At 68.2% G+C, this 14,442-nt stretch carries 12 protein-coding genes; 7 read left to right on the forward strand and 5 right to left on the reverse strand.

Translation table 11 applies throughout. From position 1 onward, the window contains the following. Positions 1 to 46: 46 nt before the first annotated feature. From ACIG5A_RS11965 to ACIG5A_RS11975, 3 genes are all read left to right on the forward strand, one after another. Positions 47 to 1,216, forward strand: coding sequence for an Hsp70 family protein (locus ACIG5A_RS11965; RefSeq protein WP_397240168.1), 1,170 nt, complete (start codon positions 47 to 49; stop codon positions 1,214 to 1,216). A 150-nt stretch (positions 1,217 to 1,366) separates the two neighbouring features. After that, entirely contained in the window at positions 1,367 to 2,371 is a 1,005-nt protein-coding gene (locus ACIG5A_RS11970; protein ID WP_397240605.1) for a diiron oxygenase, read from the forward strand. Between the two features lie 5 nt (positions 2,372 to 2,376). Then, a complete protein-coding gene (locus ACIG5A_RS11975) occupies positions 2,377 to 3,960 on the forward strand; it encodes an FAD-dependent oxidoreductase (protein ID WP_397240169.1) in 1,584 nt (527 codons plus the stop codon). 355 nt (positions 3,961 to 4,315) lie between these two features. Here ACIG5A_RS11975 and ACIG5A_RS11980 read toward each other — a convergent pair whose 3' ends face one another. Next, a complete protein-coding gene (locus tag ACIG5A_RS11980) occupies positions 4,316 to 5,077 on the reverse strand; it encodes an SDR family NAD(P)-dependent oxidoreductase (RefSeq protein WP_397240170.1) in 762 nt (253 codons plus the stop codon). Between the two features lie 556 nt (positions 5,078 to 5,633). Here ACIG5A_RS11980 and ACIG5A_RS11985 point away from each other — a divergent pair. Further along, the gene (locus ACIG5A_RS11985) at positions 5,634 to 7,703 is read left to right on the forward strand and encodes an Hsp70 family protein (protein WP_397240171.1); all 2,070 of its coding nucleotides are present in this window, start codon (positions 5,634 to 5,636) and stop codon (positions 7,701 to 7,703) included. 459 nt (positions 7,704 to 8,162) lie between these two features. Here the strand turns inward: ACIG5A_RS11985 and ACIG5A_RS11990 are convergent, their stop codons facing one another. After that, on the reverse strand, positions 8,163 to 9,104 hold the full coding sequence (locus ACIG5A_RS11990; RefSeq protein WP_397240172.1) for a threonine/serine dehydratase: 942 nt from the start codon (positions 9,102 to 9,104) through the stop codon (positions 8,163 to 8,165). Positions 9,105 to 9,590: 486 nt separating this feature from the next. Here ACIG5A_RS11990 and ACIG5A_RS11995 point away from each other — a divergent pair, with 486 nt between their 5' ends. From ACIG5A_RS11995 to ACIG5A_RS12005, 3 genes are all read left to right on the forward strand, one after another. Then, positions 9,591 to 10,268: a TetR/AcrR family transcriptional regulator gene (locus ACIG5A_RS11995; protein WP_397240173.1), complete on the forward strand. Its 678-nt coding sequence runs from the start codon at positions 9,591 to 9,593 to the stop codon at positions 10,266 to 10,268. Positions 10,269 to 10,322: 54 nt separating this feature from the next. Then, positions 10,323 to 11,120: an HAD hydrolase family protein gene (locus tag ACIG5A_RS12000; RefSeq protein ID WP_397240174.1), complete on the forward strand. Its 798-nt coding sequence runs from the start codon at positions 10,323 to 10,325 to the stop codon at positions 11,118 to 11,120. A 295-nt stretch (positions 11,121 to 11,415) separates the two neighbouring features. Continuing rightward, positions 11,416 to 12,288 (forward strand): cyclopropane mycolic acid synthase family methyltransferase, encoded by an 873-nt coding sequence (locus ACIG5A_RS12005; RefSeq protein ID WP_397240175.1) that lies wholly within the window; start codon positions 11,416 to 11,418, stop codon positions 12,286 to 12,288. Between the two features lies 1 nt (position 12,289). Here ACIG5A_RS12005 and ACIG5A_RS12010 read toward each other — a convergent pair whose 3' ends face one another. From ACIG5A_RS12010 to ACIG5A_RS12020, 3 genes are all read right to left on the reverse strand, one after another. Next, positions 12,290 to 13,090 carry an anti-sigma factor domain-containing protein gene (locus ACIG5A_RS12010; protein ID WP_397240176.1) on the reverse strand — a complete coding sequence of 267 codons (801 nt, stop codon included), beginning with the start codon at positions 13,088 to 13,090 and terminating at the stop codon, positions 12,290 to 12,292. Then, the gene (gene sigK / locus ACIG5A_RS12015) at positions 13,087 to 13,677 is read right to left on the reverse strand and encodes an ECF RNA polymerase sigma factor SigK (protein WP_397240177.1); all 591 of its coding nucleotides are present in this window, start codon (positions 13,675 to 13,677) and stop codon (positions 13,087 to 13,089) included. Before sigK ends, ACIG5A_RS12010 begins: the two co-directional genes overlap by 4 nt. Before the next feature lie 295 nt (positions 13,678 to 13,972). Then, positions 13,973 to 14,383, reverse strand: a complete 411-nt coding sequence (locus ACIG5A_RS12020) for a VOC family protein (RefSeq protein ID WP_397240178.1) — start codon at positions 14,381 to 14,383, stop codon at positions 13,973 to 13,975. Positions 14,384 to 14,442 lie beyond the last annotated feature (59 nt).

Raw genomic sequence — 14,442 nt, forward strand, 5'->3', positions numbered from 1 at the left:
GTGAACAGGGTTCGAAGCAAATCGGCTCGGCGATCGGTGGCTTGCGATGGCGGTTGGTCTGGGTTTGAGCATCGGCACGGTGAACACGGTTTCCGCTCTCGCGGAGGAGGGTTCGGCCAAGGCTCCGCCGGGGCGCCGCTGGGCCCAGCGCTCCCAGGCCATCACCCGCCGCACCACGCTGACCTTCGACAGCACCGGCCTGGCGCGGGTCGGCATGATTCCCCGGCACGGGCGCGCGATCACCGAATTCGCCGACCTCACTCAGCGTTCCATCGCGCAGGCGCGGGTCGGTCACCGGGCGCTCACGCAGGCCGATCTGGTCGCGATGGTCGCCGAATCGCTGATCGGGGAGGCGCTGCACGATCATCCGGCCTATGGCGATCACGGCACGGGAATCGGTGTAGCGCTGACGCATCCGGCGCGCTACGGCCCGGAACACGTGGCCGACCTCCGATCGGCGCTCGACGCGCTCGGCCTGGCCCACGTGGCACTGGTCGCCGAACCCATCGCGGCCGCCACCTGGCTCGAGGCCGAGCGCGGCCCGCTCATGCCCGGCCTGGCGCTGGTGTACGACCTCGGCGGGTCGAGCCTCGACATCACGCTGGTCCGGGTCGGCGCGGGCTGTCCGCTCAATCCGATCGTCGGGGAGCCGATGCGCTCGCCCGCGTTCGGCGGCCGTGCCTTCGGCGCGCTCGTCGCCCAGCACGCCGCGCGCGGACTGCCCGTGGCCTCGCTGTCCGGCTCGGTCGAGGGCACCACCGCCGATGAGCTGCGCACCCTGCATGTGCGTTCCTCGCTGCAACTGGTCTACCGCTGCCTGCGCGTCGCCGACGTCACCATGGCCGATGTGGATTGTGTACTCGTGGTCGGCGGTGCGGCGCGGCCGGTCGAGGTGGCGCAGGTGCTGGCCGGTGAACTGGCCCGCCCGGTGATCACCGCGCCCGATCCGGAGCGCACGATCGCCGACGGCGCCGCGATCATCGGCAGGCGCGCCGCCGCCGCGGCCGAGGAGGCGCTGCCGCGGCATCTCGGCCGTCGCCGCAACGGTGCGCATCGTCGTGCGGCGACCAGGGCCCTGGTGTTGTCACGCCGGACGAAACGCCGGTTGACCAGGGCCGCCCTCGCCGTCGGTCTTTCGGCCGGTGGCCTGGTGGTTTCGCTGGTGCTACCCGGTGATGTCGTGATCCAGGGCTTGTCGCAGTTCGGTCTGCGATAAAGGAGGCTTCCCGGCGGCGCTTGCGCTGGGTCCCGACCACCCCGCTCGAGCGCCGTCGGCGAAGCTGCGTGCTTGCGGTTGACGCAACTCCTCGTAAGTGTAACTATGGGATACAGGTAAATCGTCCCATGAGGAGAGGCAGTGACGACGATGTCCACAGCCGTGACGCCCGCCGTCGATCCCGATGTCGCGAAGGCCCAGGAGTACGCAGCCAAGTTGCTGCTGCTCTCGGAAGGTTCGATCAACAAGCACTTCGATCCCTTCGAAGATATCGACTGGGACAATCCGGACTTCGCCGTCGACGCGGGCGAGGAGCGCTGGATTCTGCCGCCCTCGGCGGACCCGCTCGGCCGCCACCCCTGGTACCTCGCGCTGACCGACGAGCAGAAGATCGCCGTCGGCAAATACCGCCAGGCCAATGTGGCCAAGGTCGGCCTGCAATTCGAATCCATCCTGATCAGCGGCATGGTGACGCATAACTTCGGGCTGCCCAACGGCTCGCCCGAGTTCCGCTACTGCTCCCACGAGATGATCGAGGAGCACAACCACACCCTGATGTTCCAGGAGATGGTCAACCGGATCGGCATCGACGTGCCGGGGATGGGCCCGCTGGTCCGCAAGTTCAAGTACCTCGGCGCCCCCGTGGCCGCGTGGTTCCCCAATCTGTTCTTCATGGCCGTGCTCGCCGGCGAGGAGCCGATCGACCACATCCAGAAGCAGATCCTGCGCTCCGGCGACGAGGTGCACCCGATCATGCTCGGCGTCATGGCGATTCACGTCGCCGAGGAGGCGCGCCACATCTCCTTCGCCCACGAGTTCCTGAAGAACCATGTGCCCGAGGCGAATCAGTTCAACAAGCTGGTGCTCTCGATCGCCATGCCGATCGTCATGTGGATTCTCGGCCGGTCCATCGCGACGCCGCCCAAGGCGTTCTTCCAGGAGTTCGACATCCCGGAGCAGGTGCGCAAGGAGCTGTTCTACGGGTCGAAGGAAGCCAAGCAGACCTTCAGCGACTACTTCGCCGACGTGCGCACCCTCGCCAAGGACATCGGGCTGATGAACCCGATCGCCAAGAACGTGTGGAAGCTGCTGAAGATCGACGGCCACAGCACCCGCTATCGCTCCGAGCCGCTGCGCGCGGGCAAGGCCGCGTAACCCGGATGCCCTACGTCGTCACCCAATCCTGTTGCAGCGACGCGTCCTGCGTGTACGCCTGCCCGGTCAACTGCATCCATCCCACGCCCGACGAGCCGGATTTCCGGACGGCGGAGATGCTGTACGTCGATCCGCAGGCGTGCGTCGACTGCGGCGCGTGCGCCTCGGCCTGCCCGGTCGATGCCATCACCTCGACGAAAAAGCTGACCGAGGAACAGAAGCCGTTCATCGAGATCAATGCGGCTTTCTACCGGCAGTCGCGCCCGCGGCCGCTGCTGGCGCGCCCGGTGCCCGCCGCCGCGATCGACACCGGGCGGCACGCGCTGCGGGTGGCGATCGTCGGATCGGGCCCCTCGGCCATGTACGCGGCCGACGAGCTGCTGACCCAGACCGGCGTTTCGGTGACGGTGTTCGACAAGCTGCCGGTGCCCTACGGCCTGGCCAGGCACGGGGTGGCGCCCGATCACGGCAAGACCAGGCAGGTGAGCAGGCTCTTCGACGTCATCGCGGACCAGCCCGGTTTCGGGTCGTACCTGAATGTCGAAGTGGGCAAGCATATTTCGCACGAGGAGCTGCTCGGGCACTTCCACGCGGTGCTCTATGCCGTCGGCGCCTCGTCGGACCGCAAGCTCGGCATCCCCGGTGAAGGGCTGGCGGGCAACGCCTCCGCCACCGACTTCGTCGCCTGGTACAACGGGCATCCCGATCATGCGGGCCGCACCTTCGACCTGTCGCAGCGGCGGGCGGTGATCGTCGGCAACGGCAATGTCGCCCTCGATGTGGCGCGCATTCTCACCAGCGATCCGGAAGCGCTGGCGCGCACCGATATCGCGCCGCACGCGCTGCGGGCGTTGCGGGACAGCAAGATCGAAGAGGTGGTCGTGCTCGGCCGCCGCAGTCCGGCCGAATCCGCCTTCACCGTGCCGGAATTCGTGGGGCTGCTCGGCGCCGACGTGGATATCGCCATCGAGGGCGAACTGCCCGAGATCGCCGGGGAACTGCCGTATCGGACCGAGCAGAAGCTGCGCCTGCTGCACAGCGTCGGCGACCGGCCGTTCGGTGCGCGCAGGCGCATCGTGTTCCGCTACCTGGCCGCGCCGACGGCCATCCTCGGCACGGACGAGGTGACCGGCGTCGAGATCGCGCGCAATACTCTCGGCACCGATGCGCAGGGCCGGATCACGGCCGTGCCCACCGGCGACACCGATCGGCTCGACGCCGGACTCGTCCTCACCTCGGTCGGCTACCGCGGGGTGGCGCTGCCCGGTCTCCCGTTCGACGACACGCGTGGCGTCATTCCCAACCTGGACGGCCGGGTACTGGAACAGGTGGGCGGCGCGGTCTTCCCCGGCACCTACGTGACGGGCTGGATCAAGCGTGGTCCCACCGGGTTCATCGGTACCAACAAGTCGTGCGCGCAGCAGACGGTCCAGCAGCTGGCCGACGACTTCAACGCGGGACGCCTGCCCGAACCGGCGGGCAGTGCAACCGATTTCGACCGCCTCGTACGTGAGCGGCGCCCCGCCGCCCGCCGCGGCGGTTCGGTCCTGCGTCCCAGCCCGCTGCGCCGCCTGCTCACCCGAGCTTGATTCAGCGGCCGCACACCTGCCGACTTCCCGTGTACCGATTCGGTACACGGGAAGTCGGCCAGATGGCCGGCTGTCGTGTATTCGTGCTCCGTGAGTGCGCGGGCCGGGGCTGCCCTCGGCGCCGACGATGCCGTCGGTGGTCGGTCCCGGTGCATCGTCGGTCGTGGTCCGAGCGTTTCCCCCCAATTCCGGGGACTTGTCGGTTTTGTTCGCGGACGGGACTATTGGTGGAGCTTTTCGACGCCATTCGGTGCCGGGTCTCGCGGAGGGGAAGGCCGAGCGGTTCGCTCGGCCTGAACGCCGACCCGGCACCGGAGCGTCTCAATTGTCAGAGCGTCTCATCGGGTAGCGCGTCTCACTGGGCGGTGAAGCCGCCGTCGATCGCCAGCGCCGCGCCGGTGATGAAGCTCGCCTCGTCGCTGAGCAGGTAGGCGCAGAACGACGCGATCTCCTCGGGCTTGCTGATCCGGCCGAGCGGATGCAGCGAGGCGATGGCCGCCTCACCCTCGGGCGTCGCACCCATCGAGTTGCGGAACGCCGGCGTATCGATCGCGCCGGCGACCAGCGCGTTCACCCGGATGCCCTGGGCGGCGGATTCCAGCGCGACCGCGCGGGTCAGCCCGACCACGCCGTGCTTGGCGGCCACATACGGTGCCACCGAACCCATGCCGACCACGCCGAGGTTGGACGCGTTGTTCAGGATCGCACCTCCGCCGGCGGCGACCATGGCCGGAACCTGGTGGCGCAGACCGTAATACACGCTGGTGAGGTTCAGTTCGATGTCGGCGCGCCAGCCCGCCTCCTCGATATCCTGCACCGGACCGAACGCGTTGACCGCGCCCGCGTTGTTGAAAGCCGCGTCCAGCCGCCCGAATTCGGTGAGCGCCGCCTGCGTCAGTGCCGCAACCTCGGCTTCGACCGTGACATCGGTCGGCACGAACAGCGCCCGCCCGCCCTCGGCGCGGATCTGCTCGGCGAGCTGATCGCCCGCCTCCTTGCCGCGGGCGCCGAGTACCACCGCGGCGCCTTCGGCCGCTACCCGCAAGGCCACCGCCCGGCCGACGCCAGAGGTGGCGCCGGTGATGAGGACGACCTTCGTTGCGAACCGTGTCGACATGATGTGCGTTTCCCTTCTCGTACTTGCTATTTCGCGTGCCGCCGGGGCCGATGCCGTCCGGCCGGGCCCCGTGTTGCGAGTTCCAGTCAAGCCGGGGGAGGAGGAGCGTGCTGGCGGGAAATGGACTCCGCGTTGATATGTCATGTCTAATGGCTCGGCGCGATGCCGCGAAGGAGTTGCATAGCTGTGGCAACGAACTGGTTACCGACCAGTCGGTGTGTCACGTAAGGGGTGGAAATTGAATTGAACCGAGCGGTCGGTGGGTGATGCCCGAATCGCTACGAAATAGCCGAATTTCGCTCGAGTCAAGGGTTTTCGAATCTGTCTAGGGCCCTGAACCGACCGTGCCGGTCGGTCTACCTGGCATTTCCCGAATGAGTTGCGGAGAGGGAAACGTTCCATATCGAATCGGTATCCGCCGGAGCGTCGAACAGTTAACCTGTGGGGGCTATTTGGAAAACGACCGCGGCCACATGGTGTGACTATGTGCTGGACGTGGTCACGGTGCGTTGACGGGATGGCAATGACGACAGGTCTGGGCTGCAGCATCGGCACAGTGAACTCCGTATCGGCTTCGGTTACCGGTGAGCGACCACGGCCATCGATGCGCACGCGCCGCACGGCAGTGACCTTCGACAGCATGGGCGGGGCGCGGATCGGCGGGATCCCCCAATTCACCATGGCCGTCACGGATTTCGCCGATCTCGCCAAGGATCCGGAGTCGGTGATCGTGTCGGGCAGGCTCTGGTCGCCGACGAATCTCCTCGCGGCCGTGGTGCACGGGATGATCGAAACGGGGGATTCGGCGGCGGGCGCGGCGGCCACCTATCCCGCCGTGTACTCCGACAAGCAGGTCTCGCTGCTGCGCCAAGCCCTCGACCTGTCCGGTGCCGGGCACGTCATGCTGGTGCCGGAGCCGGTGGCCGCCGCCGAATGGCTCGAGCACGAGCACGGGCCGCTCGAGACCGGATTCGTGCTGGTGTACGACCTCGGCGGGAGCAGCCTCGACGTCACCGTCGTGCGGGTCGGGCCCGACTGGGATCTGCACCCGATGGTCGGAAAACCCATGCGCTCCTACGATTTCGGTGGCAGACCGCTCGGCGCGCAGATCGCCAGATATGCCCGCGGCACCGGCGCGGCCTCGCTGACCTCGATCGTCGACGTCGACGATCTGCGCACCCAGCACGTGCGCGATTCACTCGAACTGGTGCGGGAATGCGTGCGGTCCGCCGGGCTCACCCTCTCGGATATCAGCCGCATCCTGCTGGTCGGCGGCGCCGCCCGGCCGCCGGAGGTGGCGCGCACCATCGCCGAACTCGGTCGCCCCGTACTGATTTCGGCCGATCCCGGCCATTCCGTCGCGGCGGGTGCGGCATTCCTCGCCGCCCGCACCATGGCGCCCACCGGTTCCGGCGACCGCTTCCGGCCGCCGCGGGTCGCGGTATTCTCCAGCGCCGCAGCGGTTTCCGCGCTGGCCGTCTCCGCCATGACGGTCTTCGGCGGTCCGGCCGATCCGGAGCTGACGCCGGTCATGGAGCGCTACCCCGGCGCCGAATCCGCCGCCGACGCACTCCTGTACGACGCCCGCGGCGATATCGTCACCGACCGCACCCTGCGCCTGCCCGCCTCGGAACTCGCCCAATACTTCTCCGGCAAGCCCGTCTACTCGGCCTACAGCCGCTTCATCACCCCCGCCGCCAGCTACACCCCGCTCGGCCCGACCCTCGCCGAATCCCGCGACGGCGGCCGCGGCCACAACTACGACAAATGCTGCAGCACAACCCAATACCCCGGCTACACCAACCCGGCCCAATTCACGAACCCGCTGCCCTTCCTCCGCCCCACCCCTCAGTCGCCCGCCGCCGCCCCGGCACCGGGCACTGGCACTGGCATCGGCACCCCACCATCCGCCCCCTCGGCCCCGCAGCCCAATCCCGCCCCGGCCCCGGGCACCCTCCCCGCGCCCGGCATCCCGCCCGCACCCGAACTGGTCACCACCCCAACAACTCCTGACATCAGCACCGGCGCCCAACCCGGATCCACCGGCGGCACCTCGACCCCCGCCCCGGGCAGCACCACACCAGGCACCACCTCCGACGGCACATCCACCAGCAGTCCATCGACGAGCGAGTCCACCACCGGCACCACCACGTCCGAATCCACCTCCACCGGAACAACATCCACCAGCACTACCAACTCCGGCGGCACTTCCTCCCCGGGAACAACCGCAGGAGACACCTCCGCCACCACTTCGTCCGGAGGAACCCCAGGCACCTCGTCCAGCACCTCTTCTGGCGGAGAATCGAACACCTCCTCGGGTACGTCCGCAGGCACAGCCTCCAGCACCTCGAGCGGCGCCTCTTCCGGCGCCTCCAACAGCGGTACCTCGTCGGGCGCTTCCAACAGCGGCGCCTCGTCGGGTGCCTCCAGCAGCGGCGCCTCGTCGGGCGCTTCCAACAGCGGCGCCTCGTCGAGTAGTTCAGGCAACTCCTCTTCCAGCGGTTCCGGCACCTCTTCCAGCAGTTCCGGCACCTCCTCCTCCTCCTCCTCCTCCTCCTCCGGCGGAACCTCATCAGGTGGCGCCTCGTCCGGCGGAGCGTCCTCCGGCGGCGCACGAAGCAAGTAACCCAGCCCCCGACCTCACCTCCCCGACTACTTCAGGCAACTCCTCTAGCAGCAGCTCAGGCGCCTCTTCCAGCAGCTCAGGCACCTCCGCCCCGGCGCTTCGTCCTCTGGCAACACGTCCTACGGCGGAATCCATCAGGAGGTGCCTCGTCCGGCGGAGCGTCCTCAGGCGGCGCACGAAGCAAGTAGTCCGCCACCAGTTCGGCGCACCAACCTCGCCGCCGTGCACCACTTTCCGCCGCCGCGCTAAGGACGCGCCGATACTTCCGCGCGTGGCGAGCAAAGTATCGCGCACCGCCGCCGATCCGCCCCGCACGTGCCACAACCTGAGGCAGTGCGCCGTTCGCGAGCCGCCATCTGACTACGCTCGACGAACGGTTCACGGTCGCTGGTGGCTGACGCCCCGCAGCGTGGTGTGCGGGGCGATGGTCGAGGTGTCGAGGGGAGCGTTCGGGGTGGGTTATTTGGTGAGGTCGGTGGGGTTGGTGTTGGCGCCGCAGAGGATTACGCAGGTTTTCTCGGTGGGGGTTGGGGTGTAGGTGGGGGAGAGGAGGGCGGCGTAGGCGGTGGCGGCGCCGTGTTCTACGGCGATTCGGCGGTGGTTCCAGAGGGTGTGGCGGGCGGTGGTGATGGTGTCGTCGGGGACGAGGATCGAACGGACGTCATAGTTTTGGGCGGCGTGCAGGGCCAGGCGGGTGGCACGGCGGGCGCCGAGTGAGTCGGCGGCGATCGAATCGACCGGGACGTCGACGATGTCGTCCGCCTCGATGGCGGCGTTGAGCGCGCGGCAGTTCGCCGGCTCGACGGCGATCACCCGGACGCCGTGGTGCTGAGCGACGGTGGCGATTCCGGCGAAGAGGCCACCGCCGCCGACCGCGACCACGACCGTATCGAGATCCGGTAGCGCACGGTGGATTTCGTCCATCAGCGTGCCTGCGCCCGCCGCGATCAGCGGGTGATCGTAGGCGTGCGACAGCAGCGCGCCGGATTCGGCGGCGTAGGCGTGGCTAGCGGCGAGCGCGTCGGCATACTCGGTGCCGACCAGTCGCACGTCCGCCCCGTAGCCGACCAGCCGGTCGACTTTCACCTTGGGTGCAGTGGTCGGCAGGAACACCGTCGCGTGCACTCCTCGTTGCTGCGCCGCCCATGCGCACGCCAATCCCGCGTTGCCGCCGGACGCGATGGTCACCCCGGCATCCGGCAGCGTCCCGTTCTCCTGATGGGCCAGAATGAAATTCTGCGCACCCCGCGCCTTGAACGACCCCGTGTGCTGCATGTACTCCAACGCCAGCCACACCTCACCCCCGAGGAACCCGCGATCCTCCGGCGCCACGGAAACCGGCCGAACATGCCCGGCAATCCGATCGGCCGCCGCCTTGACCTCGCCGTAACTCAGATCCATTGCGCTCCTCGATGTTCTGGTACTTCAAGTGGTCCCGGGTCGCCGTGGGTCGAGCGCCGTGGGTCGACGGCACACACGCCACGAGGTCGGCCGAGTGTCGTGCTGGAGACTCGGTGGTACTGCCGCGCTGTCCGCGATCGCGGCGGCGACCGGCCGGATCCCGCGGCCGCGCCTGTCTCGATGCGGCTCGGATCGCCTGTGCCCCTTGATATTCGAGTCCATCGGCCGATTTCGGCGTTGTTCGATGCGTTGCGGGCCGAGGGGGATGCCGGGTCGGGCCGCGCGCCGCCCGTCCGTGCTGTCCACGGTTGGAGTGACCGGCTGAATCCGATCGGCCGAGCTCGTTTCGCTGTGGCTCGGAGCCGTTGCCCTCCTCGCGCATGGTCGACCACGCGGCAGGTGCTGGTGGTGCGTGGCCTGCGGTTGATCCTGAGGTCTGTGGTGCTCGGATGCATCGTAGATACACCGTATCGTACGATGGATCCCATGCCTAGAAAGTCGGATGCGGTGGATCAGGCGACCCGGGAGCGGATCGCGCAGACCGCGCTGGCGATCATCGACGCGGAGGGTCCTGGGGCGCTGAGCTTTCGCACTGTCGCCGCGCACCTGGGGATTTCGCACGCCACCGTGCAGCGCCGGTGCGGGGATACGGCGGGACTGCTCGACCTGTGCGTCGATCACGTCGCGGCCGGGCTGCCCGATATCGCGCCGGGTGGTCCGTGGGCGGAGTCGACGGAAACCCGATTTCGTGGGCTGTACGAGGTGCTCATCGAGCACACCGGCCTCGCGGCGCTGCGCGGCGCGCGGCCGTGGCTCGGTCCGCGGATTCTGGAGCGGCTGTCCGAACCGCAGCTCGCCGACAATCTCGCCGCCGGGATGACCATCGATGAGGCCATCGTGGTCTACCGGCAGCTGTATCTGTTCACTCTCGGCGCGGCGAATTTCGTCGACCATCGCGACCCGATGACGGCCCGCCGCCGCACCCGCACTGCCTTGGCCGCCCTGGATCCCGACGAATTCCCGGTATTGACAGGACATCTCACCACCTTGGTGAACCATGTGGTCGACCATGAGGTGTACTACTCCGGCCTGCGCAGCCTCATCGCGTCCGCCGACCCGGGGCGTGCGGCTGGGCGGTCTCCAGGCGCCGCCGCCGTCGGCTAGCGGGTTCGTCGGCAACCGCGTGACGGCGATACCGTACCGGGGCACAATGGGCTGGTGGCAGTTCTAGGGGGCGGACCTCGGCTGATCGCGCTCGACGTGGATGGCACACTCCTGCAAACGGGATATCCGGTCAGCGAGCGAGTGGCCGATGCCGTGCGTGCCGCGGTCGCCGCGGGTGTGCATGTGGTCGTGACCACCGGGCGAACATTGTTGACGACGCGTCCGGTGCTGATCGAGCTCGGCCTGGTCGAAGGTCATGCGCTGTGCTCCAACGGCGCCGTGCACGTCGATATCGCGAAGGGCGAACCGGTGGCGGTGCACGCCTTCGATCCCGCGCCCGCGGTGAAGGCGCTGCGAAACCTCTTCCCGGAGATGATCTTCGCGGTGGAGAAGGTCGGCATCGGCACCTGGGCGACCGGCGCCAGCCCCGGCGAATTCTCCATCGGCGAGTACCTGCTCGTCGATCACGGCGCGCTGAGCAGCGAGCCGACGCCGCGGCTCAACGGCTGGTGGCCCGCGGGCACCCTGGACGAGATGCTGCGCCTGCTGCGCTGCCTGCGCATGCCGGGCGCGAGCTGGGTGCACGGCGAATTCGGTCCCTGGCTGACGGTGTCGCGCCAGGGTGTGACGAAGGGCTGGGCGCTGGAGCGCCTGCGCGCCGCGCTCGGTATCCCGCACGCCGCGACCCTGGCCATCGGTGACGGTTACAACGATCGCGAAATGCTGCGCTGGGCCGGGTATTCCGTCGCGATGGCGAACGCGCCGGGGCCGATCCTGCGCCTGGCCGACGAGGTCACCGGTGATGTGGCGGCCGACGGCGTCGCGACGGTTTTGGAGCGCTGGTTCGCCTGACCCGCGCACTGTCGCCGTAAACCGAAACGTACTGGTCGGATGACCTTGATGCGCTGTGGTCGCATGTCTTCTGGCGTGGCACACCGAGTCCGGTAAATCCGCAGGAGACCACGTTCCTGCACTATTGTGAACATCGATGTTCGCAGCTGATGTCAGGACCGTCGCCTGGCCGCATCGCCGCTGCGGAATCGTCGCGGTGCGCAGGCATGCCCACCGCAGGACCACCTGTTCATCGCCCCGTAGCCGCACAGCGCCCCGGGTCGACCACTCGATGGACTCGACGGAGGTAAGCGATATGAGCCGCGCGCCCTTCTACGCGGATGTGCAATCCCATTACGACCTGTCCGACGATTTCTTCGCACTGTTCCTCGATCCGACCCGCACCTACAGCTGCGCCTATTTCGAACGCGACGACTACACCCTCGAGCAGGCGCAGCTGGCGAAAATCGATCTCGCTCTGGGCAAATGCGACCTGCAGCCGGGCATGACGCTGCTCGATATCGGCTGCGGCTGGGGTTCGACGATGCTGCGCGCATTGCAGACCCACGACGTGAAGGTCATCGGGCTGACGCTCAGCAAGAATCAGCACGCCTACGTCCAGGGCCTGCTCGATGACGGCGGCTACGGCGATCGCGCCGAGGTCCGCCTGCAGGGCTGGGAGGAGTTCGACGGTATCGCCGACCGCATTGTCAGCATCGGCGCGTTCGAGCACTTCCGGCACGAGCGCTACACCGAATTCTTCGACTTCGCCTACGATGTGCTGCCCGCGAACGGGCGAATGTTGTTGCACAGCATAGTCGTCTACGGCCTGACCGAATTGCATGCGCGCAACATCCCGTTCGGCCGCGACGACATCGCCTTCTTCCGATTCGTGCGCGACAACATCTTCCCCGGCGGCCAATTACCGTTCCACAGCAGCAAATTCCCGCTCGGCATCCGCGAGTACGCGGAGCTCGCCGGATTCACCGTGGCCAGGATCCACCCGCTGCAACCGCACTACGCCAAGACACTCGATCACTGGGCCGCGGCGCTGAAGGCACGCCATCAGCGCGCCGCGGCACTGTGCGGCGAGCAGACCTACCAGACCTACATGCGCTATCTGACCGGCTGCGCCGACCACTTCCGGGCCGGTCATCTCGACGTCATGCAGTTCACCTGCGTGAAGTAGGTCAGCTCAGATCGATCTTCACCACGATCGGTGTGGTCGGTCCCGGTGAGCCGACATCGGGCTCGGCGGTGATCGCCAGCAGCCTGGTGTCGTCGGGTAGGTCGGCGACCAGCTCGGTGCGCTGGCCCGTGGTGCTCATCATGCCCGCGGACTGTGGCGTGCCGTCGCCGGGAATGATCCACAGCTGATAGCTGTGCGAATCATCCAGTACGGGAAGGCCGTTCGCCGACACCACCACCTTGCCGACGCTGTGCGACAGCACCGCCGAAGCCGAGCCGCCGCCCGCGACCACCACGCCGTCCCTGGTGGTCGCGTCGCGTGCGCGCCGCACCTGCTCCAGCGCGACCGAGGTGCCGGGGCCGGTGGGCGCCCGATCGAGCATCGCGAGCCCGGCGAACAGCGCGACCACCGCGGCCGCCGCGGCGGCGACCGCGATCCGGGTGGTCCACCAGCGGCGATCGTGTGGCGGATCCCGGTCGAATTCCAGCGCGGGCATCACGTCGGTGCGCCCGAGTGCGTCTAGCGCGGGCAGCAGGGCGGTCCGTTCGAGTGCGCCCGGCCGATCGGCGGGCAGCTGCCGATGCGACCGGATCTGTTCGAGCACACGCTCTTTCATGGCGGCCGCCGGAATCGGCGCCACCGCGGCGGCGAGCACCGCGGCCACCGAGCGCAGTCCGTCGACCTCGGCCAGGCAGGCCGGGCAGCCTGCGAGATGCCGCTCGAAGGCGGCGCGTTCGTCGAGGCCGAGCGCGTCGAGCACATAGGCGCCGGTGTGGCCGTGGATATCGGGCGATGTCGTCACGAGCGCACTCCCAAGCTCTCACGCAGGCGGTTGAGTCCATCGCGCATCCGGGTTTTGATCGTGCCGACGGGTTTGTCCAGCGCCTCGGACACCTCGCGGTAGGTGTAGCCGCCGTAGTAGGCCAGCACGATCGATCGGCGTTGCAGCTCGGTGAGGTCGTCCAGCGCCGCGCGGACCTGTTCGTGTTCCATTCTGTCGATGGCGGTTTCGACGACCTCGTCGAATGGGGCGGGCGCGGCCAGCTGCCCGGCCCGCTGGTCGCGCTCGGCGGCGGCGCGTTCGTAGCGCACCCGGTCCACCGCGCGGTGGTGCGCGATGGTCAGCGCCCAGGCCAGCACGCTGCCGCCGCGGTCGCCGAATTGTGCCGCCTTGAGCCAGATCTCGAGCAGCACCTCCTGCGCGACCTCTTCGGAGCGCGCGCGGTCGCGCAGCACCCGGGTGACGAGCCCGAGCACCGGTGCGGCAACGACGTCGTACAGCTCGGCGAAGGCCTGTTCGTCCCCCTCTGCGACGCGCCGGATGAGCGCCTCCGGCGTCGCGCCGAGTGCGGTAGAGGCGCCGTGTACTGCTCGGGCGCGGATCACCATACGGTTGTCCTTCCAAGCCTGACCAAGCCGGAGGCCGTCCGCGGGCGACGGCGAGTGTGCGCCAGATCATATGTTGGCCGTCACGCCGCAAAGATTCGGCTACCCCTTTTCGGCGTGTTCGGCTCGGACCAATCCGCCCGCGCCGCGGCTCCGACTTCCCTGTGACGCGGTGATCGTGCCAGGCGTGGCGCGATGATTCGCGCACGGTGTTGTGGCCGAGGCGACCGGCCGGAACACGCCGCGAGGCATGGCGCCGACGTATGAGTCCCGTCGGCGCCATGCCTTCGCCCATGTCCTACGCCGGTCCGGTTTCGGCAAGGATCTCCAGGTAGTGCGGGTTGGTCATGATGCCGAGGACATTGCCGAACGGATCGATCACCGACGCGGTGACGAACCCGGTGCCCGCGCCGCGCTCGGTGATGGGGTCGTACTCCTTGGCGCCCAGCGCGAGCAGCCGGTCGAAGGCGGCGTGGATGTCGTCGACGGCCCAGTTCAGGATCGCGCCGCCGGGTGCGTTGTGCGCGCCCGCCGGGGCGTACGCCCGATTGATGATGCCGAGTTCGGCCTGGTAGTCGCCGATGCGGAACTCGTAGTAGCCGCCGGGCACCGTGAAATACGGTGCGACGCCGAGCAGTTCGGTGTACCAGTCCTTCGCGGCCTCCACGTCGTCGGCGTAGTAGCTCACGGTGGCCATTCCTCGCAGCATTTCGGTGCTCCTTCTGTGTCTCTTGCCCTGTGTGATCCATGATTCCGGTTAAAGTGCGC

Source organism: Nocardia sp. NPDC052566 (assembly GCF_044547285.1).
Lineage (GTDB): Bacteria > Actinomycetota > Actinomycetes > Mycobacteriales > Mycobacteriaceae > Nocardia.